The sequence below is a fragment of the Gilliamella sp. B3367 genome, from assembly GCF_026536825.1.
Lineage (GTDB): Bacteria > Pseudomonadota > Gammaproteobacteria > Enterobacterales > Orbaceae > Gilliamella > Gilliamella apicola_E.
Genome location: NZ_JAFNNJ010000003.1, coordinates 113,242 through 137,461 on the forward strand (window position 1 = coordinate 113,242; position 24,220 = coordinate 137,461).

A 24,220-nucleotide genomic window follows, 5' to 3' on the forward strand; every position below is an offset into this window, starting at 1 on the left:
ACGTTAAGCAGTAGCTTGAGGACCCGCTCTTATTCCATTATATGGTGATAATCGAATAACGGTATTTGGAGTAACTTCATCATAATTGAGTGAGATAATTTGCTTATCGTAATGCTCTTCTTTTAACAAAGATGAAGTTTGAGATTTTGTTCTTATTGGTGCTTGGTGATCTTGTACTATTGCTGTTATAGCAATAATACCAACCTGTGTAGAAGATGATTGAACTGGTAATGCATTTTCCTCATATAAACCGAACCCAGCAGCGATTACACCTAATAATAAGTGCGATAGGGCTGTTTTGATGATGAGGCGTTTGTGAAGTTTTTTACAATAGCTAATCACATTCATAGTGGCAACATTCTAGCATTTTTTCCCAAAATTAAAACAATTATTACATCAATGTCATTGAGTCATTTTAATGGCTGAAGAGAAATCGATTAACGTCTTTGATTCAGAAGATAGTCAATTGAATGTTAAATTAATAAAATAATGAATATTCACTAAGATATTATCCACTTGCCGTATTATAACCAACAAGTGGACAAGCGCTGTACTTATTTCATACTATTCTAAACTAGCATGACGATGAGCCATATTATTATTACTCTCTTTTTCTTGTTTACTCATTGCCAGAATAACGGTATCAAAGATAATTAATAGCATTTGCTCAAAAAGACTACCAAGCGGTTGTTGACTGACTTGCGATTGGGAAAATTTAGTCCCTGATTGTAACACTATATCCGGCGTTTGAATTTTGGCTAGGGTTGAATCGGTTGATGCACTGATAATAAACAGATCAATATCTTGTTTAATTGCTGATTCAGCCATCATGTTAACACTGTCAGTTTCGCCTGATGCTGAAGCAACAATCAAAAGGTCACCTTTTTGCACTGAAGGTGTGGTTGTTTCACCTACTACAAACGAATTTAGCCCTAGCTGCATGAGTCTCATCGCAAAGGCTTTTAACATAAGCCCGGAGCGTCCGGTCCCGTAAACAAATATACGTTTATGCTGTTTTATATTTTCGATTAAATCGGTGATGTTTTGCTCAGTTAATGTTTTTACTGAATGGCTCAATTCATTAATAATTAATTCTGATAGCATGGTATTTACTCCTTTTAAGCAATAGTTCTGCCACCGTCTAATAAGATGGTTTGCCCTTGAATGTATGAATTATCTTTATCTGCTAAGAACAACGTCAAGTTAGCGACATCTTCAACGGTACCTAGGCGTCTAACCGGTATTTTTTCTAATACCGTATCTAAACTCTCTTGAGTGGGGTAATTGACACGCATCATTTTGCCTGAGTCGATTAATCGTGGCGCAATCGAATTAACATTAACGCCTTTGGGACCTAGCTCTTTTGCTAACCCACGCATTAACCCTTCTCCGCCTGCTTTTGAGGCTGGATAAGATACACCGCCGCCTGTACCACTTAACGCTGATCCTGAACTGATATAAACAATCGATCCCTTATTGGTTAAGAAGTCGTTGTAAAATGATTTAACGGTATTAAAAAGACCGCTTAAGTTGATATTAAGGGTTTTATGCCACTCCTCATAAGAGATATCATTGACTTTGTTAGCAAAAGCAACACCAGCATTTAATACCAAAATATCAATACGCCCAAAATGATTAAATGTCTCTTCTCTTACTTTTTGCATATCATTTGCGTTAGACACATCGGCTTGAATAAAGATAGACTGCTGTTGATAATCACGGGTTATCTGTTGAGCTGTTTCAAGCCCTAGCTCATGATTGAAATCGACAATAACGGTTTTAGCCCCAGCGTTAGCAAATTTTTCTGCAATAGCTTTACCTATTCCATGTGCCGCACCGGTTACTAGGGCAACTTTTCCGGTAAATTTACTCATTTTTAGATCCTCTCTTTGTTATTCTGCCAATGCAGCTTTTAATTTGGTGATGTTGTCGGTGATATTGCCATTGAATAGATATCCTCCAGATACAAAAACATTTGCACCTGCTGCATGGCAATACTTAATTGTTTTGTCATCAATGCTACCGTCTACCTCAATATCGATATTACGATTGTCGATCATCGCTTTAACTCGTTTGATTTTTTCAACCACCGACATTAAAAAATGTTGCCCACCTTCACCCGGATTAACGGTCATCAGTAAAATCATGTCAATATCATCTAATAGGTATCTAATATTTTCTTCACTGGTGCCGGGATTAAGAACGATTCCGGATTTTATACCTGCTTTACGGATTTTGTTAAGACAACTGACATGACGGTTAGTTGCTTCTTGATGAATTGTTATAATGTCTGCCCCTGCAGCGATAATACTGTCTAGATGCACTTCTGGATTTTGTACCATAAGGTGGACGTCGAGTGGTAGATGAGTCATCTTTTTCAACGCTTTAATATGATCGGCACCAAAAGCAATGCGTTCAACAAAATGCCCGTCCATGACATCTACATGTAAAAGATCAACCTGATTTGTTTCTAATTCGGCTATTTGCTGTTTTAACATGCCTAAATCAGCAGCAAAAACAGAAGGCGAAAGTTTTAATTTGTTACTCATATTTCATTTCCTTATTTATAAAAATAGTTTAGGAAAAAAGTTCTAATAATCGATGTACTAATGAAACCAATATGCTGCCCGGATTCCAGCCAAAATGACCGCCATCGGTTACTGTTGCATTCGGATTAGAGGTAAAAATATCGAGACCTGCAAACTTCATCATTGCAGTTGCTTCCGGCGCAAAATAGTTAGCGCTAAAGCAGACAAAATACATGCAAATGATTGATAATATTGTGCTACGAAATACGTTCCCCTTACTGGCTAAAACGATCATTGGTGTTAAATAACAGACTTGAGCAAGTAAGCCTAAAGGAAAGAAGGTCATATTAGGTATCATAAAGGCAAAGGCGATAACAAATGGAATTGTGATTGCAGTTACGGTTATACAAGCAGGATCACCTAGCCCTAAAGCAATGTCCATACCTATATAAAATTTTCCGTCACTACCACTGACATGTTTTCTGATAAATGTGCTTGCAGCATTGCCTATTGGTGTGACTCCCTCCATCATTAAACCTACCATTCTAGGAATGAGTATCATGACCGCAGCAAAACCCATACAAATAGTGAGAATAGTAGGGATATTTTGTTGGGTTAATATGCCTAAAAAAGCCCCAACAAAGATACCAATAAAGGTTGGATCCCCAAAGATCCCTAACTTACTTTCGATTTTATCCATATTTATCTCAAGGTTTTTAATAAAAGGGATAAAATCAATCACTTTATTTAACACAACAGCAATTGGATAAATTAAAGCGACAAAAGCTAAGGTGGTACAGGTAGTGCCTTCTAATCCAAAATAGTTTTCCCATTTTGGTGCTACCCATTTTGCACAAAATAAGGTAATCACTGATAAGCCAATTGTGACTAAAACACCAATAACTATATTGTTAAAAAGCGCAATGGCTAAAGCGCCGGGAATCATAAAATGAATAAAGTTCCACACGTCAACATTAATGACATTCACCACTTTTATTTTAATTAACACAATGTTTAAAAGGATAATTAGTGGGATACATAGCACCACAGCAGGAATAGACCAAGCCGCCCCACCAATTGCTGCAAATCCAACATCAATTGTGGTAAAGCCTGAACCAAGCTTTTCATAATAGGCTATAACAGGATTTATGGTTGCCATTAGTAGGTTTAATACCAGCACTAACCCCTGAAAACCAATTCCAACCAATAAACCTGATTTAATTGCCGCACCAATCCTCATGCGGAAAAAAAGCCCTAATAACATTATCACTATGGGGAGTAATACGACTGCGCCTAGTTTTGATACCGTTTCAAAAAAATTTTGTAATAATTCAATCATAATTATGCTCCTTATGCTTTAGATATAATCTCTTGGCATAGTTGCACCAGCTTGATTGTTACTAAATCAACATTAACGCCGGAAATAAGACCAAAAACACTCATATGCGGAATTGTTAGCGTTTTTTTATAGTTAGCAGTTGTAAGGGCTAAATCAAAATCTTGCTGTTTCCCTTCTAATTCTCCTAAAGTACATTTACTAATTTTTGCGGGTATTGCGGCACTTTCTAAAATCTTTTTTACTGCATCTACTGCAACTGTTGATGTTGCAACGCCACTACCGCAGGCAACGATGATATTTATTTGTTTGGACATAATTTGTTCCTTCATTTTTTATTCATTACCCTTTAGGGGATAAATGAAGAATAAAAAGCTGTAATAATTGTTTAAGTCATTCATTTTGTTATTTGTTGACTAATTAATAGTTCTACTTGCTGGCAACTTAAGTTTTGACAGTTTTCAGTAAACTCCTTGTTTTGAAATAACGTAAATAACCGCTGCAATATGGTTAAATGCTGATTGCTAGTCGATAAAGCGAGGTTAAAGATTAATTGGCAAGTGACGTTTAAATCAGAATCTTCCATTTGCTGAAATTCAACCCCTTTCCTTGAACGTACTAAACTGATTGCATCATTTTTTACTAATTGATAATTTGCATGGGGTATGGCAATGCCTATACCATTGCTCATAAGTAATCCGGTGGGATACGATTTTTCCCGATTTATACATGCTGCAATATATTCAATTTGAATATAATCTTTTTCTAATAAGTAAGAGCCTGATGCGTTAATAGCATCTTGATAGGTAACGATGCCTTCATCAAGATCATGAACTAAAATATGCATAGCCCACCTCTTATTTAGTCAGTTCTTGTTTTACGGCTTCAAAGATTGCATCTTCACCGATTCCCGTTAATAAACCGGCACCAACAATCACTTTAGTTGTAATATCCGGATTATCGATTTTGGTGGAAGACACCACTAAATCGTAACTGTTGAATGTATCGGTAGAACATGCCATAAGTGATGATTTATCGACTTGTGCATCAATCTTTTGTTCTTTAAGATAGTCTTGTAAAATTGATACCATGATTGATGATGAAGCAATCCCGTTTCCACAAACAACTAATACTTTTTTCATTTTGATACCTCGCTATTGATAGTTGAATTTTTCTCTTTTTTCTTTAATAGGTAACCTACAGAGAGCAGGATTAAACCAATTAATACATAACCCAGAACGCCTATATGGCTGGTTGCGGCAAATAGCCCTGTGAATGGATTTGCTGACGGATTTAATGAGGTGTACATAACTGATGCATCCGGATTGCTACCAAATTCCTGAAATACTTCATTAGTTGCAGGCGTCATCCATGATGCAATATATAAACCACCACCAAACAGGAAGATAGATGTCACCCAAGTTCGGATAATATTGCCTTTAAATACAGGCACCATACAGGCAATAAAGAACACGAATTGTGATAAATCGCCTAACGGCATCACTTTATTTCCCGGTAAAATAACGGCTAAAATCACAATAACCGGAATGAGTAATAAAGCTGGAGCGATAACGGCGGGATTTCCAACAATCAATGCGGTATCCATACCGACGGTAATATCACGGTTTGGAAATCGTTTAACTAGTTTCTTGCGAGCGACGTTGGATAAAGGGACTAAACCTTCCATCATTATTGATGTCATTCTTGGTAGTAGAAGCATGACTGCTGCCAAATACATGCCAAGTTGAAGGCTGGATATGATTGTATGATATGGACTTTGCCAAGAATAACCACAAAAACCAAGCAAAACGCCAATAATAAAACCAACAATAGTTGGATCACCTAATACGCCAAAGCGTTTTTGGATAGTTTCAGCAGTGATACTGATATTTCTAAAACCAGGTATTCGGTCATAAATCCAATTGAATGGATAAGCAAATATCAGATAAGTATTTGCGACAGGGTGTGAAATGGAAACACCTTCCGGTAAATTATAGAATTTTTCATTATTTTTAGCGCCAAGGTCTGCGGCAATTAATGCCCAAACATGAAATAGTGCGGCTGTTAGTACGCCATATAAAAAACTGCCTGAATAGACGCCAACAATTGCCCCCATTGATGCATTTTGATGTAGATTAAATACATCGACATTGACACAATCGGTGATTTTTAAAATCAACAATAAAACATTGACTGCAACACATAATGGAATAATTATTGGTCCCATACTCGATCCAAATCCCATTACCGCTGTTGCTGCACCGCCAACATCAATTGCGCTCAGTGAAGAGCCGGTACTTTCAGCAAGTCCGGTGACAGCGGGCGCCATTTTATCCAACATAAACTTTATTGTCATACTTAAAGCAATAAAGCCAATACCCACTTTCATGGCTGAGGATATACATTCTGAAATAGGCCGCCCAAGCGCGGCCATTAGTATAAGAAAGATGATAGGGATAAAAATAAAATTACCTAAATCGTTGATAAATTGTGTGATTAATTCCATGTGTTACTCCTTTGATGCTTATTCATCGGCTCTAAAACCCATATTCCAAGCGATATGGGCTGGTTTAACTAATAAGGCATTGTCATTGCGTTCAGCTTGCAATAGGTTTTTTTTCGAATTTTCACGAGCAGTGGCAAAGTCAAAAGGTTCATCAAACCAAGCATCGAGTATCATTTTTGTATATTCCAACCCATTAACACGACATCCCAGTCCAATTATTTGTGCATTATTACTAAGCCTTGCACGTTTAGCAGAATAAGGGTTAGTGACAGCAGTTGCCCGTATTCCCCAATGTTTGTTTGCCTGACAAGTAAATCCAATTCCTGTACCACAAATGTATACACCTAGACGGCAAACATCTTTTTGAATAAGTATCGACATCTCATCTGCCAATTTGGCAAATGTGTTAATCCCATCTTCTTTGACTTTGACAGGGTCATATACCACTTCGGCATTTTTTTCCTCAATGAGATAATTTTTAAGCGCTTGTTTATATTCAAATCCAAGATCGTCGCTAGCAATTGCAATTTTGGTTTTCATTGGTTTTCCTTGTGTTAATTAATTGATAACCAATTTTATAATTGGTTTTTGTTGGCAAGTCAATGTGATCAAGATCACATAATTAATAAGATATTGTTTTTAAATAAAATAAAAACCAATATAAACCAATCTTGCATTTGTTGTTTTATGGCTTTTATTTACTTTTTTTAGAAAATGATGCGATATTAATGAGGCATAAATGCAACATTATTGTAGAATGTCGATAATAATTGAGTATGATTAGTGTTAATATTGCGACCGAAATTTGACACTTAGAGATAGCTAACTATGCAATTAATGAATGAGAGAAGAGAATTAATTTTAGAAGATTTGATTACAGCCGGCACCGTATATGTTAGTGAATTAGCACGCAAATATGATGTAAGTTATGAAACTATTCGAAAAGATCTATCGCAATTAGAAGAAAAAGGCTTTTTAGTGAAATGCCATGGCGGAGCAACGCTAAAGCAAGGTGCGATTGAACATCCATTTCAGATTCGAGAAAAAGAAAATGCCAGTTTAAAAAAGAGTATTGCGCAAAAAGCTTTGAGCTTGCTCCCGGATAATTGTTCGATGATTATTGGCACAGGAAGTACAACATTAGAGCTAGCTAAGCTTTTATGTTTTCGTTCTGGTTATAAGATTTTTACCGATTCTTTGCCTGTTGCTAATACCTTGATTGCCTCAGATAACCAAGTGTTTTTATTTGGCGGTGAACTGCGCAATAAAAGCTCATCGGTATTTGGTGGGTGGGCGCTTTCGATGATCAGTGAAATTCAAGTTGATGTCTGTTTTTTAGGTACTGACGGTTTTGCTAATTTAGCTGGTCCTTCAAGTCCATCTTCATCTGATGCCTGTATTGATAAAGCAATTATTGCCCATGCAGATAAACGCTATATTTTGGGTGACTATACTAAATTTAACCGAAAAAGCCTGTTTAAAATTTGTAATTGGGATGAGATAACCGCTTTAATTACTAACGATGCTGCTGATGTTATTAAAGTAGCCGAATTACAAAAACAGACTAATGTGATTTTATGTTAATCAGATAGTTAATTTTTTTTGGATTAAAAATTTCTAAAGTCATTCATAATTATAAAAAGGAGATTGCATGAGTAAAAATTGCAATCTCCATTGAATTAAATATAGTATTTTCCTCATTTTTTATTAATAATTTTTTGCATCCAATAAAAAATGAATGTTTATTCTTTAACCATTAATTGCCCCATCATACCCAGCGTTTCATGCTCTACAATATGACAGTGATACATACGTAGTCCCGGCATATTTTGCTGAATTTTAATAACAAGCGTTTCGTGCGGGCGTAAGTTAGTGGTATCTTTCAAAGCAACAAACTCGGGTGTAGTTTTAGTGCCATTTAATTCACGAGATTGCACAATAAATTGCGCTCCATGTATATGGAAATTGTGATCCATATGTGAGTTATTAACAATTGTCCACTCTTCAACATCGTGAAGTTTACTTTCCAAGTCGATTCGTGACATATCATGCCGTTTGCCATTAATTAAAAATAGCATACCACCTCGAGGCTCACTTTTATCCATTACTTCAGTATATTCAAGTGATTTTTTGGCGACGGCTTCGCCTAAAGTGGGTACTTGTTTTAGATGCGTTGGTAGAACTGTACTGGCCGTTTGAGTTAACTGGAGCTGTGAAAGAATGATGTTTGGTTCCGGCGGTACATTTCCCATTTTGCCACGATCGTAGCCGATGTTTTGCAGATAAAGACTGGCGGTTTTTTTCGGAACGATAACCACTTCAGCCCGTTCTGCCGGAGTAAGTAATAACGGTTTATTGAGTTGATGCGGCTCGGCAATGAAACCGCCGTCGGTAGCAACTAAAAAGACATCACAATCCGGTATTGATAGATTTAAATATCGGCCAGAACACGCATTCCAGATTCTGACTCTGGTTGCTCCTTCTACTTTTATATTGGGTTGGTAAGCGCCATTGATTAACACAAATTGTCCTTCCCGCCCATTCATCCAGTCGGTCATGGAATTTTCGGCGATTTCGCCGTTTTCAGTTAATTTTAAGTCAGAAAAGAACCAATGTTGCTCCGGTAGCGAAGCAAGCGGATCATTTTTACTGCGCACAATAAAGGTACCGGCTAAACCACGAAAGACTTGTTCTGCAACGGTATTATGTCCATGTGGGTGATACCAATAGGTTCCGGCTGTGCCTTCCGGTATGGTAAATTCATAAACTCTGCTGCCACCTGCCGGAATAGCATCTTGCGGGTTGCCGTCTTGATCTGAAGGAATCAGCAAACCATGCCAATGAACGGTTGTTGGCTGTGAGAGATCATTTTTAACGGTTATTTTAACATGATCGCCTTCAAATACTTCGATTTTCGGACCAGGAATCATGCCATTATATGCCCAAAATTCGGTGGTAATTTCCGGTGTTAAGGCTATTTTAACCGGTTTTAAATGTAGCGTTGCTTCAAATACGCCAGCTTGGGTGCTGGTATTTTTTAAATTAGTTAACTCGGGTAAGTTTTTACCGTGTGGTAGCGCTGTAGTCGATAACAGTTTTTGTGGCATGTTGTTATTCATGTTCATATTCATATTCATATGATCGTGCATGTTGTCCCCCTTATCACAATTATCAGATTTAACATCACAAACCATGTCAGACATTGGTGAATTATCCAATTTGGCTATGGCTTTAGTTGCAATTAAACCACCGACAGCAGCGGTAATATTCATTATAAAATTTCGGCGTTTCATAGTATTCCTATAATTATTTATTACGTTAAACAATAACCTGCATACAACCGTCAAGACTATAAAAAGTGAGATTGTGTTATTGATTTCCAGTACTTATTACTAATATTTAACTGCGTAAATTAGATAAATTTTGGTGGCTTTAACTCAGGAATAAATTCTTTATATTCAGGAATAAATTTAGTAAGTAGATATTGTTCACTATGAATCGGATAATCAAAATTAACAATATAATTAGTTATAATTGTACTGCAAGTGGCACAATGATTAACCGATTTACCAATAAAAGATTTTGTTGATTTAGAAGTCGGCAAATCTGTATTTGCATAATTAAGATTTGCGTTCACCTGAGATGATATTAAATTTGGTGAATGATGATCTGAACAAGGTTTAGATATAATTAGAGAAAAATGCCCAATAGAAGAAAAAAGCAAAAATATTGCCAATATAATTAAAATATAAAATTGCTTCTTGTTAATGATTTGCGACATTATTCATCACACAATTAATCTCCTCGAATCCATTTTACTAAAAATAGCAGCAAATTTATACAGTTTTAACTCTTGATATAAAAATTTGATTTTAATACCAAGGAATTAAAGCTGTTCAAACGTTTAATGATAAATATCACTTACTCATTTATTTGTTATAATCATAAAATAAATAAGCCAAATATAAATGGTTCTGGTATCATATTTGCATAAAAATAATATTCTGATTAAAAACGATATGAAAATTCTTTACGGAGTTCAAGGAACAGGAAATGGCCACATCAGTCGTAGTAGAACTTTAGCGAAAGCTTTAAAAAAGGCTGGTGCTGATGTTGATTACATTTTCAGTGGTCGTGATCCTAAAGATTATTTTGATATGCAGGCCTTTGGCAATTATCGAACATTTAGCGGTCTATCTTTTGCAACACTTAATGGAAAAATTAATTATCGAAAAACTATCCAAAAAATTCGCGCCTTTAGGTTAATTAAAGATGTTCGTGATCTCGATTTATCAAAATATGATTGCATTATTAGTGATTTTGAGCCAGTAAGTGCATGGGCTGCACATTATCAAAATCGAGAATGTTTAGGGATTAGTAACCAATCTGTCTGCCATTACCTTAAGCCAAAAGAATACGGCATGATAGCCAATGTTATTATGAAATATTATGCACCTGTTACAAAACCAATTGGCTTACATTGGTTTCACTTTGGTCATAAACTAATTCCACCAATGATTGATTCATTTGAAACTGTACCAACTGAAGATGGTAAAATTGTTGTGTATTTACCTTTTGAAGATTTAAATGAAATTGCAGAATTAGTTACTCAATTTCCACAATATCAATTTTGTTGTTTCCATCCCGATGTAAAACAAGTTACAGAGCGTAAGAATTTATTATTACAACCGTTAAGCCGAGATAATTTTACGCAAGCTTTGCTTAGTTGTTCTGGGATTATTTCAAATACTGGATTTGCATTAATATCTGAAGCGTTATCTTTAGGGAAGAAGATTCTAACTAAGCCAGTAGCAGGTCAATTTGAACAAGTTTATAATGCTCAATGTTTGCAATCTTTGGATATGGCAACTGTGATGGAAAATCTAAATAGCATGAAGCTTAAATATTGGGTTAGCTTGCCTTCTCCGAAACCAGTTGTTTATCCAGATGTGGCGACCGAGTTAGCTAATTGGATTGTTTCAGGTCAAAAAGAATCATTACTATCTTTAAGTCAAAGACTTTGGCAGCAGACTATATTCCCTGACAATGTGAATGAGCGTATAAAATCCTTAGGGTATGTGTAAAGGAACTAATATGATATTAAGTATTATTGTTGCCATGGCGGATAATCAAGTTATTGGGTTAAATAATCAAATGCCGTGGCATATGCCAGCAGATTTAGCATGGTTTAAAAAAAATACATTAAATAAGCCAGTTATTATGGGGCGAAAAACGTTTGAGTCTATTGGTAGACCATTGCCAAATCGCCATAACATTGTCATTAGTCGTCAAGCTGATAACAAAGCTTCAATAAACTCTGATGTTAGCTGGGTTCAATCGGTTGATGAAGCAATATCGTTGCTTAATGAACAGTCGGTTGAAGAGGCATTTTTTATAGGTGGGGGTAATATATATAGTCAGGTATTACCTTTAGTTAATCGTCTTTACTTAACTCATATTGATGCTCAATTACAAGGTGATACGTATTTTCCAGATTATTCTCAAATATCATGGCGACAAATTCACTCAGAACAACATAAAGCTGATGAAAAAAATCAATATGATTATCAATTTGAGATTCTAGAAAAAACGAACCAATCAAAATAAATGAGTTGCCACCTAGAATTAGTGGCAACTTAATCAATAGCTACCCTTGAAACCGTTTTGCCTCAATTACATCTGGAAGCTGTTTAATTTTGTTTAATACTCTTTCAAGTGAATCTTGATCAAAAATTTGCATATCCATATCAATAGTCGCAATTTGTTGTTTCATTTCAATTCGGCTTGAGACACCTAAAACATTTACTTTCTCGTTAGCCAATATAGTGGTGATATCTCGCAATAAACCACTCCTGTCGTTAGCTATGATTCTAACAACCATTGTATAACTTGAATTGTGATTGCCACTCCATATAGCGCTAGTAATGCGCTCTGGAGCATGATTTTTTAACTCTTGCAATTGTTCACAGTCAGCTCGATGAATAGAAATACCTCGTCCTTGTGTTACAAAGCCAACAATCGGATCGCCAGGAATAGGTCGACAGCAATTAGCAATGGTGTAAAGTAAATTGTCGACACCTTCAATAATAATTTCACCACCTTTTATAGCGGTCGATTTTCCTGTATTTTTAGCTTGAGATGTTGATTTTTGGGTAATTTGTTTTAGAACAGCTTCATCTTCTTCTTCTGCTGTCGGTTTATTAAATTGGGCATTAATGAAGTTAACAAGTTGATTAATCCTAACATCACCACTACCTATCCCAGCAAGTACCTCATCAAAAGAGTGGGCATTGTATTTACTAATAAGAATTTTTTCGACACTTTTTAAGCTAATATTTAATGGCTCTAGCTCGTTTTCTAAAATTTGTTGTCCGGCAGCAATATTTTTATCTCTATCTTGCTTTTTGAACCAAGCTTGTATTTTTGCTCGAGCGCGACTGCTATTAACAAACCCCGTATTAGGATTTAACCAGTCACGACTTGGATTTGGTTGTTTCTGAGTAATAATTTCAACTTGATCACCAGTTTTCAAAATATAAGTGAACGGAACTATACGACCACCCACTTTGGCGCCAATACAACGATGTCCAACATCACTATGAATATGATATGCAAAATCTAAAGGGGTTGAACCAGTTGGTAAATCGACTACATCACCTTTAGGCGTAAATACATAAACCCGGTCATCAAAAATTTGGCTACGGACGGTTTCTTGAATTTCGCCACTTTCGGACATTTCTTGTTGCCATGTTAATAGTTTACGCAACCAAGAAATTCGTTGATCGTAAGCCGTCATCTTATCCGTACTGCCTTCTTTATATTTCCAGTGTGCGGCTACACCTAATTCAGCATCATTGTGCATTTGTTCAGTACGGATTTGAATTTCAATAGTTTTATCTTGTGGACCATAAACAACCGTATGGATCGATTGATAACCATTGGGTTTGGGGTTAGCCACATAGTCATCAAATTCTTTAGCTATATGTTTATAATGGCTATGCACAATACCTAATGCATTGTAGCAATCTTCAATTCGGTCACAAATTATACGCACAGCTCGAATATCATATAATTCTTCAAATTGTAGATGTTTGCGTTCCATTTTTCGCCATATACTATAGATATGTTTTGGACGACCATAAACTTCAGCACGAATATGATCTTTATTCATCATATCCTGTAAATTTTTAACAAATTGATTAATGTATGATTCACGATCCAATCGTTTTTCATGTAACTTATGAGCAATGAAACGATATTGATCTGGATGTAAATAACGGAAACAAAAATCTTCAAGTTCCCATTTTAATTGCCCAATTCCTAATCGATTGGCTAGAGGAGCATAGATATTAAAGCACTCTTTAGCTGCAAGGACTTGATCTTCTTTTGGGGCATTCATTAGATTACGTAAATAAGTAATACGCTCTGCTAATTTTATTACCACACTACGGAAATCATTTACCATAGCCAATAACATACGACGAATACTGTCAATTTGCTCAGTAGTTGCATGTCCATTACGGATGGCTCGTAGTTGCCTGATATCCTTCATTTTGATAACACTGGAAAGGATGTGAATAATGTCGCGATCGAAATTTTCAGGCAGATCTTCACGGCGGATAATTTTAGTATCAAGGAATGGCAGTAAAAGGGCTGTACATAAACTGTTAATGTCCATGTTCAAGGTTGATAAAATCTCAACCATCTCAATTGCATTTTGGAAGCAGTAGGTTTGTTCAGGCGCACCAGCACTGTGTTCAAAACAAAAATCCCAGATATCCTTAAACTTTTGATAGGATTCAAAATTGGTTAATAAAAGTTCATGTTTAGCCCATTGTTCAACATCAAACTGTGTTAGAGTATAATGCTCGTCATTTTGTTGATGGGCGCCTCTAATTGATACCATAATTATTACCCTGATCTGGTTAACATCAACATTGATTCAATATGCTTAGTTTGTGGAAACATATCCAAAATAGCAATCTTTGCAATATTGTATCCTTCCTCAATAAAGAGTTTGCAGTCCCTAGCTAATGTAGCAGGATTACATGAAATATAAACTATTTTTGATGGTGATAATTTAACAATTTCTGCTGTAGCATTATAAGCGCCTGCTCTTGCAGGATCTAATAATACTTTGTCAAATACTGTTTGATTCCATATCGAAAATTGTTGTTTATCTTCTAAATTACAGGTAAAAAATTGGGTTTTAGCCTGAATTTTATCTTGATTTAAGTTGGCATTAAGTTTAGCTTTTTCGACTAATTCCTCTACGCCTTCAACACCGGTAATAGATTGGCAATATTTTGCTATAGGTAATGAAAAGTTGCCCATGCCGCAAAATAGATCAAGTATTTTGTCATTTGATGATATATCTAACCATTCAAGTGCTTTATTTACCATCTTTCGATTAATCTGGTTATTTACCTGAATAAAATCGAGTGGGCTAAAGGTTAGTTTTAATTGATCGATAAGGTAGTAATGTTCTTTATTGCCAAAAACATGAACCAGATTATCACCATGTAAATAGAGTGATATGTTATGAATTTCAGCAAACTGTTTTAATAAATGACTATCTTGCTCAGTCAATAGCTCAGTATGCCTTAACACTGTAATTATTCCACTATCAACTGCAATTAATTCAATATGGCCAAGTGCTTTTTTCTGTTTGATTTGTCTTAAGCAAGATTGTAATGGAATGAGTAAATCATCTAGCTGTTCAACTAATACTGGGCAGTGGTCAATATTTATAATTTTGTTCGATTCGGATTGTCTGAAACCTATAAGTAATTCACCTTTGAAGAAATTAATTGATAATCGAGCACGTCTACGATAATGATAGGGTTGATCAGCAATGATATTAGGTGCGTTATCTTCCAACAAAGCCCCAGTTTCTTTTTGTATTAGCTTAATTAGTGCTTCATATTTTGCTTGTTGTTGTAGATCTGGAGAAATATGTTGTAATTCACAGCCACCACATTGGGTAAAATACTTACATTGTGGTTTAACCCGATATTGACTGTAATTATGGTACTTTATTACTTTGGCTTTAGCGTAATTTTTTTTATCTTCGGTTAATTGAATATCGACGGTCTCGTCCGGCAAGGCTGATTTAATAAAGATTGTTTTACCTTTATGATTTGCTACCCCTTGTCCAAAGGCATCTAATTTTGTAACTGTAACTGTCAGTTTTTGAGAGGCTAGTTTTTTTTTCGGAGGAGTATAAAAATTGACCATATTAATAAATCGATATTATGTTAACCGTTTCAATAACTCTTTTTTAACATGAAAGGGTACTAAATTGGATATATCACCACCATGGTAAGCAACGTCTTTAACGATGGTAGATGAAATAAATCCCATTGCAATTGAAGGCATTAAAAAGATGGTGTCTAAATCTGGTTTTAATGCTCGATTCATTTCTGCGAGTTGTCTTTCATATTCAAAATCATGAGTTGTTCTCACACCTCTAACAATAACTGTTGCTCCGTGTTTCTGGGCAAAGTCAGCCATAAGATTATTAAAGCCAATCACTTCAACATTCAGTAAATGTTCCACTGGTGTTGAGGCTAAGTTAACTCTTTCTTCTAAAGTAAATAGCGTTTTTTTATTAGGGCTTTCCGCTATTGCGACAATCAAACGAGGAAAAAGTTGTGATGCACGGGTAATCAGATCAATGTGACCATTAGTAATTGGATCGAATGTTCCCGGAAAAATAGCCGTGAGATTTTTACTTTTCATTTATCTTATCCATTAGCGAATAGGAGAATATGATACCTAATTTTGACTTGGATTGTTAGTTTAACCGTACAAAATCTTCGTTTTTTATGTTCAAAAACCCCGTTCCTCAACTTTTTTTATTATCATAAATCTATTTGAGGTATGGTTAAACTTGTAGAATTTTTATTATTGATGAAGTTATTTATTTTTCATCAATAATAAAAAGAGAAATTTATCAGCTTATAAAAAACTGATAGGTAATTTGGTGATGGTAAGTTTGTCCCGGTTCTAAGAAGCAGCTTGGTTGTGGCCATGTCAAATGATGAGGGCTATCGGGTAAAAACTGAGCTTCTAATGCTACTCCTGCAAAATTAGCATATTTACCATTGTGACGATTTGGGGTGTTGGCTAAAAAGTTACCAGTATAGACTTGTAGGGCAGGATAAGACGTTGTTACGTCCATTGTCACTTTTTTGTCTGACGATATAAGTTGAGCTGCAATTGGTTTTGATTTATCTAATAAGTAAGCATGGTCATAACCGCCTGTGATTTTTCGTGCTGGGCTAGTTAGCAAATTATCGGATAGAACTCGTAACTGTCTTAAATCCATATCGTCTTGAGTAACATCAAGCAAATCATTGCATGGAATACCATTGGCATCGACAGGTAAGTAATAGTTAGCATTTACTTTTAAACTGTGTGCAAGTATATCGTTAGTTTCACCATCTAAATTAAAATAGGCATGGTTAGTTAAGTTAACTGGCGTACATTTTGTTGTGCTCGCATTATATTCGACGATGACTTGATTATCGTCAGTTAATGTATAACTAGCGGTAACTTTAAGTTCGCCAGGAAAGCCTTGGTCACCATCTGGAGAAATTAATCCAAATGTAACTTGTTGTTCCGATTGTGATTCAATTTTCCATATTTTTTTATCAAAGCCTGATTTGCCACCATGTAACTGATTAACGCCTTGATTGGCAATAAGCTGATAATGTTTTCCTGCTATATCTATTTCAGCATTTGCAATGCGATTGGCATATCGTCCAACAGTAGCACCTAAATATGCATCTTGTTGTTCGTATTGTTCGAATGATTGGCAACCAAGTATTAGTTCTCGGTTTTCTCCTTCAACTTGCATGGTACAAGAAAGCCAAGTTGCGCCCCAATTGGACAATTTAATTTTCATGCCTTGGCTATTTTTAAGGGTGATAATTTGTTTTACAGACATAATTTATGAGCCCCTTCACTTGGCTGACAGATATAAAAATCTTCCTTAATATTAAATTTCTTATGATAGTTTTGGCTAACCACATCTTTTACCTCATCAACTTTGTTCTTAGGAACTAAGGCAACAACACAACCACCAAAACCACCACCCGTCATCCGTACACCACCTTCATTTCCAATAACGTCTTGTATAATTTTAACCAGGTAGTCTATTGCAGGTACTGTGATTTCAAAATCATCGCGCATCGAATTGTGGCTTTCAGCCATTAATTTTGAGAGTAATGGATAATCTTCATTAGCAAGCGCATAAGCGGCTTTAAGTGTACGTTCATTTTCGGTAATGACATGATGAGCACGTTTAAATACTAGCGGATCGAGTGAGGATTTGATCTGTAGTAAATCAACCAATGATGCATCACGAAGGGCATTTACACCTAGCGCTTTGGCTGCGGCTTCGCATTGCTTACGACGAGTATTATATTCGCTATCAACTAATCCACGTTTAATGTTGGAATTAATGATTACAACTGCTAGATCTTTGGGGATAGAAATAGGTAATGCTTCTAATGATCGACAATCAATTAATAAAGCATGTTGTGCTTGGCCAAGCGCGGATATTAATTGATCCATTATGCCACAGTTGCAACCAACATATTTGTTTTCTGCCTCTTGACCGATTAAGGCTATTTTTTTGCCATCAAAAGGTAGATCGTAAAGCACCTGAAACATTTTACCAATTGCAACTTCAAGTGAAGCGGATGAACTTAATCCTGCACCTTGTGGCACGTTACCACTGATAGCTAAATCAACACCTCTAATATCCTCTGAATATTTTACGATATATTGAATTACACCCCGGACATAATTCGCCCATTGGTAATTTGGATGTTTTTCAATTGAAGGATTAAGTAAAAATTGATCCTGTTCATTATTATAATCAACCGCTATTACCCTAATTAAGTTGTCAGAACGTTTGTGACAGCTAATTACAGTTTCATAATTGATGGCACAAGGTAATACAAAACCATCATTGTAATCTGTGTGCTCGCCTATCAAGTTTACTCTGCCCGGTGCTTGTACAATGGTATCGGGTTTATAACCAAATTGATCCTCAAATGCTTGCGCGGTTTTATTGATTAATGCTTTCATTTATTTATCCTTCTTATCTTTATAATGCACATCACTAACGTTGCGCAGTCTTTCGGCTGCTTGCTCTGGCGTTAAATCTCTTTGTACTTCAGCTAACATTTCATAACCTACCATGAATTTTTTTACGGTAGCTGAACGTAATAGCGGAGGATAAAAATGGGCGTGTACTTGCCAATAATCAGTATTTCCTTCCACAAACGGTGCACCATGCCATCCCATAGAGTAGGGGAAAGAGCAATTGAATAAATTATCATAATGACAGGTCAGTTTTTTTAATGCTAAGGCCAAATCTTTTTGCTCAGATTGGTTAAGCATTGTTAATCTAGCAATATGTTTCTTTGGCAATAGTAGGGTTTCAAATGGCCAAATAGCCCAAAAAGGAACGACGGCTAACCAATGTTCTGTTTCTACCACAATGCGTTCTTTATTGGTCAACTCTTTTTCTACATAGTCTACTAATAAATTTCGTCCATTTTTTTGAAAATAGTTGCGCATATTGAGATCTTCTCGCGCTATTTCATTAGGGATAAAACTATTAGCCCAAACTTGTCCGTGCGGATGAGGGTTTGAACAGCCCATTGCTGCCCCTTTGTTTTCAAAAACTTGTACCCAAGGGTACTTTTTTCCTAGCTCTTGTTGCTGGGTGATCCAAGTTTTTATCACCGTTTCAATTGCAGGTAAATCAAGTTCAGGTAGAGTTTTACTGTGATCTGGTGAAAAACAGATAACTCGGCTTGTTCCTCTGGCACTTTGGATTTGAAATAGAGGATCGTTACTATCGGGTGAATTAGGCGTATCTTCCATTAATGCAGCAAAATCATTCGTGAAAACGTACGTTCCAGTGTAGTTAGGATTTATATCGCCAGTGACACGTTTATTGCCCGGACATAAATAACAATTAGGATCATAATGGGGTTTCTGTTCTTCATTTAAGGTTTCTTGTTGACCTTGCCAAGGGCGTTTTGCTCTGTGGGGCGAAACTAACACCCATTGTGCGGTCAATGGGTTATATCGGCGATGAGGATGATCAACTGGGTTAAAAATATCCATATTTGCCTCTTTAATTATAGTTTTACTGCGATTTTGGTGTAAACATTACTTTAATCAGGATAACCTTGCGGATTCTTTGATTGCCAATTCCATGAATCTTTTACCATATCATCAAGGGTTAACTTTGTTTTCCAACCTAATTGTTGTTCAGCTTTTTTCGCGTCAGCCCAAAATGCAGGTAGATCACCGGCTCGCCTTGGTGCGAAATGCCAATTAAGTGATTTTCCTGATGCCTTTTCAAAGGCTTTAATCACTTGCAGTACACTGAAGCCTACACCAGAACCTAAATTATAGATATGAACTCCAGCTTTATTTCTATCAGTTTTAAGTGCTGCAATATGACCATCTGCTAAATCCACAACGTGAATAAAGTCACGCACACATGTGCCATCAACTGTTGGGTAATCATTACCAAATACTGATAGCGATTCTCGTTTGCCTATTGCAACTTGGGTAATGAAAGGCATCAGATTATTGGGCACGCCAAGCGGATCTTCTCCCATTAAACCGCTAGGATGAGCACCTACAGGATTGAAATATCGCAGTAAAGTTAAGGACCAATCAGGTTCAGCAATAGCTAAATCCATCATACATTGTTCAACCATAAGCTTACTTTTTCCATACGGGCTAGTTGGTAAACCTTGTGGTAATGTTTCGACGTAAGGAACTGGCGCTAGCTCACCATATACGGTAGCTGAAGAACTAAAGACTAATTGTTTAACGCCAGCATCACGCATTGCTTTCATTAAAACAATACTGCCATAAACATTATTTTCATAGTATTCAAGTGGTTTATATACTGATTCACCAACGGCTTTCAATCCTGCAAAATGAATAACAGCTTTAATATCGTGTTCTTTAAAAATTCTTGCAAGCAAATTTCCATCACAAACATCACCATGATAGAAATCGACTGATTTTCCTGTGATGGTTTTTATTCTTTCTAATACTGAGGCTTTACTATTAAATAAATTATCAATAATAATAGGAGTATAGCCAGCAAGAATTAATTGAACACAAGTGTGACTGCCTATATACCCACAACCACCTGTTACTAATATTTTCATTTTGATACCTTAATTTTTTGAATTGTTATTATTTAACTATTCTTCAATTTCAACGTTGCTTTTCTTTTTGAAAAGATCCAAAGGTCCACGTCCTGATAAGGTGAAAGCAGAAATAAGTGTAAAACTTAATGCAATTAAGCCAAGCACTAAATATGCCCCTTCAAATCCAATTTTAACATACATTAAACCAGCAAAGGTGGACATAAACATTATAGATAATTGTTTTGCAAAACAAAAAGCAATTAAGTAAACCGTTGCTGATAATCGAATTGGGAAATGTTTTGTAATATATTTAAATGCACCAACTAACAATAAAGGTGCTTCGAACATATGTAAGGTTTTTAAAATAATAACTTCAACTGCGCTACTAGCAAATGCTGAACCTGTAATACGAATTGACATAATTGCACCAGCAACGAGTAAAGTATTTTTGCTTCCGATTTTCATGACAATAATTGGAGCAAAAAACATTACAGTCGCATTTAAAAATTCACCCAGTGTTGTGACGTAGCCAAATGCTTCACGACCAACTTGTTCACTTGAGAAAAATGAGGTGAAGAAGTTAGCAAATTGCTGATCAAATACATCATAAGTACAAGCCACACCAATAATGTAGAGCATAAAATACCAAGTTTTAGGCATTTTTAGTAAATTAACCGCAAGTTTTAAATTAAATGGTTCAGGTTTATTTAGTCCCATTTGGTCGACAACATCTGTGGTTGCTGTTTTAGCTGGATCGGCTATTTTGACTAAAATAAGTAACACTAAGGCAAAGCCAGAACATAACCAAAAAACAGCATTAATATCCTTAGAAATCATGATTCCAACAAATGAAGCACAAATCGCCCAGCCGAAGCAACCAAACATACGGCAACGACCAAATTCAAATCCACTACGTCTACTGATTTTTTCAACCAATGCTTCAATTGCAGGAGCACCACCACTAAAGACCATACCAAGATATAAGCCGCCTGCAGTAGCCCCTAGAGTAACATTTAGTTTAAGTAAAGGACCTAATATAAATATAAAGAATGGTCCAAATAAAACTAAAAGGAAGGTGATAATCCAAAGAAGGTGTTTTCTTAAACCTAACTTATCGGATATCAACCCAAATAACGGCTGAAAGAATAGTGCAAATAATGAGATAAATGAGAAAACATATCCAGTATCCGCTTGATCTAAACCTATCATTTTTAACCAAACTGGGAAAAATGGAAAGTAAGCTCCCATAATGAAAAAATAAAGAAAAAAGTAGAGGCTAAATACCCAATAATTTTTGTTATGCATTGCAGATTTAATTTTCTGATTCATAGTGAATTTCCTTTGCTAAGCTTTAAATGATTACCTAATCATTCAGAAATCGTTTATTTAAGAAATAAACTAAAAGCTATAAATTGCTCAGGATAATAACATTAAAAAAATGCAAAAAAAGTGATCTAGTTAACATTTTGTGAAATCGATTACATTTTTATTAAATTATTTTGGATTAGTTAAATAACATTCAAATAAGTTATATCAAAATTCAATATGTGCCTAATTGAAATAGTAATTCATAGTATTTTAATTAAGTTTTAAGTAACAAATTTTATACAATGAATAGATGCTTATGAAAATTATTATCTATTTTGTGGTATCGATTACATTTTGAGGCGAAATTAAAATAACAATTTTAAATGTGTCTGATATTTATAGATTGCCTAATGATTTGAAACTTAAAGTCATATCGGCAATCTAATCTGAATTTTATTGAAACTCTTTTAGCCTATTTTCAAAATGTTGCCATGGGTAGAATCCATCACTGTTTTGTTCTGCATTAAGCAACTTAAGTTGATAATGTTGTGGTGGATTATTAATATCAATAGCTTCACCAGTAAATAGCTGATCAAAACTTTGGTAGACATATTCAGCTTTGAAGAAGTATTCACCTGATGGTAGATGGCGGTAACGTTGAAATATAACCATTCCGCCAATTGGTGTATTTTCAAATTGATTAGGCAGTTGATATTCAGCAAAATCCAAAGCACCGAGCAGTGCAGCAATAGTACTATCATGACCAACCAATAAATTGACTTTATGAGATTGACTGTGTATTAAATCATCTATCTTATTGATTAATAATTTACTAATACTTCGTGCAATCGTTTTAGAGTGAAAAACTAAGTTAATATAGTGGTTACGAATTTGTATTATTTGTTGCCATTGTTCTTGGCTGGTTATTCTTCCCCAAGCAATTTGTTCTTTAGGAAATGCAGAGTAATACTGTAATAAAAAAGCATCAACGGCACAGATTCCAATTGCTAATGGTCCATGTAATTCGGGTTCTTCATTTTTCACAAAATGAAGCTCATAAGGAATATCAGCAAAATCACATTTAAGTTCAGAATATAATTGCGAATTTTTATAATCTAATATATCCGACACGATTTGATAAGCCGGCGCTAAATTTTTGAAAATTGATGCTGCTTTGTCTGCATCATTAATATCTTTTAAGACTTTTTGTTTAATTTCTGGGGAGTCATCTTGTACACTTGGATCAAAAATAGGATCCATTTTTTCGATGGTATATTTGTGATGAACAGGTATGTCATAACCAGCATAAGCACCGCCAACTAAGAATTGAGCCGTAGCTACTGTTCTTTGAAGGCTATTTGCATAAACATATATATCAGGATTCTCTGGTGAGAGCTTAATATTTTGTTGCTCTAGCCATTGTGATAGATAATGTCCAAAAAACGTTTCTAAAACGGCGCCTCGTGTTGTTAGATAACCATAAGCATGATCCCAAATTGGCCATTTAAAAGGGCTTGATTTTTCTAAGAACGCTATCGTGTTTTCTAATGGAGTACGTATGCCATGGCGACTTAGTATAACGACTTTGTCTAACTGATATTGAGTGTTGTTCATTTAGTTATCCATCCTTGTTCATGCAAATAAGTTAAAATGAAATCTCTTTGCCCTTTGATAATTGTTTCAGCAATTTTATCACTCCAACCACTTGCTTTTTGATTTGTCTGTCGATGACTATAGTATTCACTCATTTGAGTATCGTATTTTGCTAATAGTTGATCATCTATTGGTTGATAGTAATTTTCAAAAAACACTAATTCTTTCGGTAATCTTGGTTTTATTTCTGGATTTTGATCAGGATGACCGATACAAAGCCCAAATAAAGGAAGGACATATTTAGGTAATGCTAGTAATTCGGTAACTTTCGAAATATTATTGCGTAATCCACCAATGAAAACTGTCCCTAAACCTAATGACTGTGCTGCAATAACGGCGTTTTGCGCCATAAGTGCCGTATCGATACAGCCAACTAAAAGCTGCTCAGCTTTTTCAAGTGGAATAGTTGAATCAATTTGAAAGTGGCGATTAAAATCGGCACAGAATACCCAAAATTCAGGAGCTTGATTAATATAACTTTGCTCTCCTGAATAATGTGCTAGCTTTGAACGATTATCGCTGTCTGTAATTCGGATAATTGTGGTGCATTGTAGAAAATTAGAGCTCGGAGCCGATTGTGCCGCTTGAAAAATTGATTCCAACTGTTCATTAGTCAGTGGTGTTGATTTGTAAGACCGAATTGAGCGGCGCTGACAAATTAAATCGATTGTTTCATTTTGCATATTGGCTC

The 24,220-nt window shown here is 35.6% G+C and carries 25 protein-coding genes; 3 read left to right on the forward strand and 22 right to left on the reverse strand.

Annotated elements, in window-relative coordinates; genetic code table 11:
• Positions 1 to 3 precede the first annotated feature (3 nt).
• From J3U23_RS06405 to J3U23_RS06450, 10 genes are all read right to left on the reverse strand, one after another.
• Positions 4 to 348, reverse strand: coding sequence for a hypothetical protein (locus J3U23_RS06405; RefSeq protein ID WP_267338822.1), 345 nt, complete (start codon positions 346 to 348; stop codon positions 4 to 6).
• Between the two features lie 216 nt (positions 349 to 564).
• Positions 565 to 1,104 carry a 6-phospho-3-hexuloisomerase gene (hxlB, locus tag J3U23_RS06410; protein WP_267337090.1) on the reverse strand — a complete coding sequence of 180 codons (540 nt, stop codon included), beginning with the start codon at positions 1,102 to 1,104 and terminating at the stop codon, positions 565 to 567.
• A 14-nt stretch (positions 1,105 to 1,118) separates the two neighbouring features.
• Positions 1,119 to 1,874, reverse strand: coding sequence for an SDR family NAD(P)-dependent oxidoreductase (locus J3U23_RS06415; protein ID WP_267337088.1), 756 nt, complete (start codon positions 1,872 to 1,874; stop codon positions 1,119 to 1,121).
• An 18-nt stretch (positions 1,875 to 1,892) separates the two neighbouring features.
• The gene (rpe, locus tag J3U23_RS06420; protein WP_267338824.1) at positions 1,893 to 2,549 is read right to left on the reverse strand and encodes a ribulose-phosphate 3-epimerase; all 657 of its coding nucleotides are present in this window, start codon (positions 2,547 to 2,549) and stop codon (positions 1,893 to 1,895) included.
• A 28-nt stretch (positions 2,550 to 2,577) separates the two neighbouring features.
• Positions 2,578 to 3,864, reverse strand: coding sequence for a PTS transporter subunit IIC (locus J3U23_RS06425; RefSeq protein ID WP_416380107.1), 1,287 nt, complete (start codon positions 3,862 to 3,864; stop codon positions 2,578 to 2,580).
• Positions 3,865 to 3,878: 14 nt separating this feature from the next.
• Positions 3,879 to 4,181 carry a PTS sugar transporter subunit IIB gene (locus tag J3U23_RS06430; RefSeq protein ID WP_267338825.1) on the reverse strand — a complete coding sequence of 101 codons (303 nt, stop codon included), beginning with the start codon at positions 4,179 to 4,181 and terminating at the stop codon, positions 3,879 to 3,881.
• Between the two features lie 80 nt (positions 4,182 to 4,261).
• Entirely contained in the window at positions 4,262 to 4,711 is a 450-nt protein-coding gene (locus J3U23_RS06435) for a PTS sugar transporter subunit IIA (protein WP_267338826.1), read from the reverse strand.
• Between the two features lie 10 nt (positions 4,712 to 4,721).
• Positions 4,722 to 5,006, reverse strand: coding sequence for a PTS sugar transporter subunit IIB (locus J3U23_RS06440; RefSeq protein ID WP_267337083.1), 285 nt, complete (start codon positions 5,004 to 5,006; stop codon positions 4,722 to 4,724).
• Positions 5,003 to 6,370, reverse strand: a complete 1,368-nt coding sequence (locus J3U23_RS06445) for a PTS galactitol transporter subunit IIC (protein WP_267337082.1) — start codon at positions 6,368 to 6,370, stop codon at positions 5,003 to 5,005. The genes J3U23_RS06440 and J3U23_RS06445 overlap by 4 nt, the downstream gene beginning before the upstream one ends.
• Before the next feature lie 18 nt (positions 6,371 to 6,388).
• Complete coding sequence (locus tag J3U23_RS06450; RefSeq protein ID WP_267337081.1) at positions 6,389 to 6,910, reverse strand: RpiB/LacA/LacB family sugar-phosphate isomerase; 522 nt, start codon at positions 6,908 to 6,910, stop codon at positions 6,389 to 6,391.
• A gap of 288 nt (positions 6,911 to 7,198) precedes the next feature.
• On the opposite strand from J3U23_RS06450, the gene J3U23_RS06455 reads away from it, so the two are divergent.
• The gene (locus J3U23_RS06455) at positions 7,199 to 7,954 is read left to right on the forward strand and encodes a DeoR/GlpR family DNA-binding transcription regulator (protein ID WP_267338828.1); all 756 of its coding nucleotides are present in this window, start codon (positions 7,199 to 7,201) and stop codon (positions 7,952 to 7,954) included.
• Between the two features lie 158 nt (positions 7,955 to 8,112).
• Here the strand turns inward: J3U23_RS06455 and J3U23_RS06460 are convergent, their stop codons facing one another.
• Positions 8,113 to 9,663, reverse strand: a complete 1,551-nt coding sequence (locus tag J3U23_RS06460; RefSeq protein WP_081299572.1) for a multicopper oxidase family protein — start codon at positions 9,661 to 9,663, stop codon at positions 8,113 to 8,115.
• A 119-nt stretch (positions 9,664 to 9,782) separates the two neighbouring features.
• Positions 9,783 to 10,151 (reverse strand): hypothetical protein, encoded by a 369-nt coding sequence (locus tag J3U23_RS06465; protein WP_065563649.1) that lies wholly within the window; start codon positions 10,149 to 10,151, stop codon positions 9,783 to 9,785.
• A 187-nt stretch (positions 10,152 to 10,338) separates the two neighbouring features.
• On the opposite strand from J3U23_RS06465, the gene J3U23_RS06470 reads away from it, so the two are divergent.
• Both J3U23_RS06470 and folA read left to right on the forward strand, forming a co-directional pair.
• A complete protein-coding gene (locus J3U23_RS06470) occupies positions 10,339 to 11,454 on the forward strand; it encodes an MJ1255/VC2487 family glycosyltransferase (RefSeq protein WP_081299571.1) in 1,116 nt (371 codons plus the stop codon).
• A 10-nt stretch (positions 11,455 to 11,464) separates the two neighbouring features.
• Positions 11,465 to 11,977, forward strand: a complete 513-nt coding sequence (gene folA / locus J3U23_RS06475; protein WP_416380104.1) for a type 3 dihydrofolate reductase — start codon at positions 11,465 to 11,467, stop codon at positions 11,975 to 11,977.
• A 40-nt stretch (positions 11,978 to 12,017) separates the two neighbouring features.
• Here folA and relA read toward each other — a convergent pair whose 3' ends face one another.
• The 10 genes from relA to nfsA all read right to left on the reverse strand — a co-directional run bounded on the left by relA (position 12,018) and on the right by nfsA (position 24,212).
• The gene (relA, locus tag J3U23_RS06480; protein WP_065563647.1) at positions 12,018 to 14,276 is read right to left on the reverse strand and encodes a GTP diphosphokinase; all 2,259 of its coding nucleotides are present in this window, start codon (positions 14,274 to 14,276) and stop codon (positions 12,018 to 12,020) included.
• 5 nt (positions 14,277 to 14,281) lie between these two features.
• Complete coding sequence (gene rlmD / locus J3U23_RS06485) at positions 14,282 to 15,607, reverse strand: 23S rRNA (uracil(1939)-C(5))-methyltransferase RlmD (protein WP_267338829.1); 1,326 nt, start codon at positions 15,605 to 15,607, stop codon at positions 14,282 to 14,284.
• 15 nt (positions 15,608 to 15,622) lie between these two features.
• Positions 15,623 to 16,111 carry a pantetheine-phosphate adenylyltransferase gene (coaD, locus tag J3U23_RS06490; protein WP_267338830.1) on the reverse strand — a complete coding sequence of 163 codons (489 nt, stop codon included), beginning with the start codon at positions 16,109 to 16,111 and terminating at the stop codon, positions 15,623 to 15,625.
• A 214-nt stretch (positions 16,112 to 16,325) separates the two neighbouring features.
• Entirely contained in the window at positions 16,326 to 17,321 is a 996-nt protein-coding gene (gene galM, locus J3U23_RS06495; RefSeq protein WP_267338831.1) for a galactose-1-epimerase, read from the reverse strand.
• The gene (gene galK, locus J3U23_RS06500) at positions 17,312 to 18,469 is read right to left on the reverse strand and encodes a galactokinase (RefSeq protein ID WP_267330441.1); all 1,158 of its coding nucleotides are present in this window, start codon (positions 18,467 to 18,469) and stop codon (positions 17,312 to 17,314) included. The genes galM and galK overlap by 10 nt, the downstream gene beginning before the upstream one ends.
• Positions 18,470 to 19,519 (reverse strand): galactose-1-phosphate uridylyltransferase, encoded by a 1,050-nt coding sequence (galT, locus tag J3U23_RS06505; RefSeq protein WP_065563642.1) that lies wholly within the window; start codon positions 19,517 to 19,519, stop codon positions 18,470 to 18,472.
• 50 nt (positions 19,520 to 19,569) lie between these two features.
• Positions 19,570 to 20,586 carry a UDP-glucose 4-epimerase GalE gene (galE, locus tag J3U23_RS06510; protein WP_065563641.1) on the reverse strand — a complete coding sequence of 339 codons (1,017 nt, stop codon included), beginning with the start codon at positions 20,584 to 20,586 and terminating at the stop codon, positions 19,570 to 19,572.
• Positions 20,587 to 20,622: 36 nt separating this feature from the next.
• Positions 20,623 to 21,897: an MFS transporter gene (locus J3U23_RS06515; protein ID WP_256122109.1), complete on the reverse strand. Its 1,275-nt coding sequence runs from the start codon at positions 21,895 to 21,897 to the stop codon at positions 20,623 to 20,625.
• A 432-nt stretch (positions 21,898 to 22,329) separates the two neighbouring features.
• Complete coding sequence (locus J3U23_RS06520; RefSeq protein ID WP_267338832.1) at positions 22,330 to 23,490, reverse strand: histidine-type phosphatase; 1,161 nt, start codon at positions 23,488 to 23,490, stop codon at positions 22,330 to 22,332.
• Positions 23,487 to 24,212 carry an oxygen-insensitive NADPH nitroreductase gene (gene nfsA / locus J3U23_RS06525; protein WP_065734698.1) on the reverse strand — a complete coding sequence of 242 codons (726 nt, stop codon included), beginning with the start codon at positions 24,210 to 24,212 and terminating at the stop codon, positions 23,487 to 23,489. The genes J3U23_RS06520 and nfsA overlap by 4 nt, the downstream gene beginning before the upstream one ends.
• Positions 24,213 to 24,220: the final 8 nt, after the last annotated feature.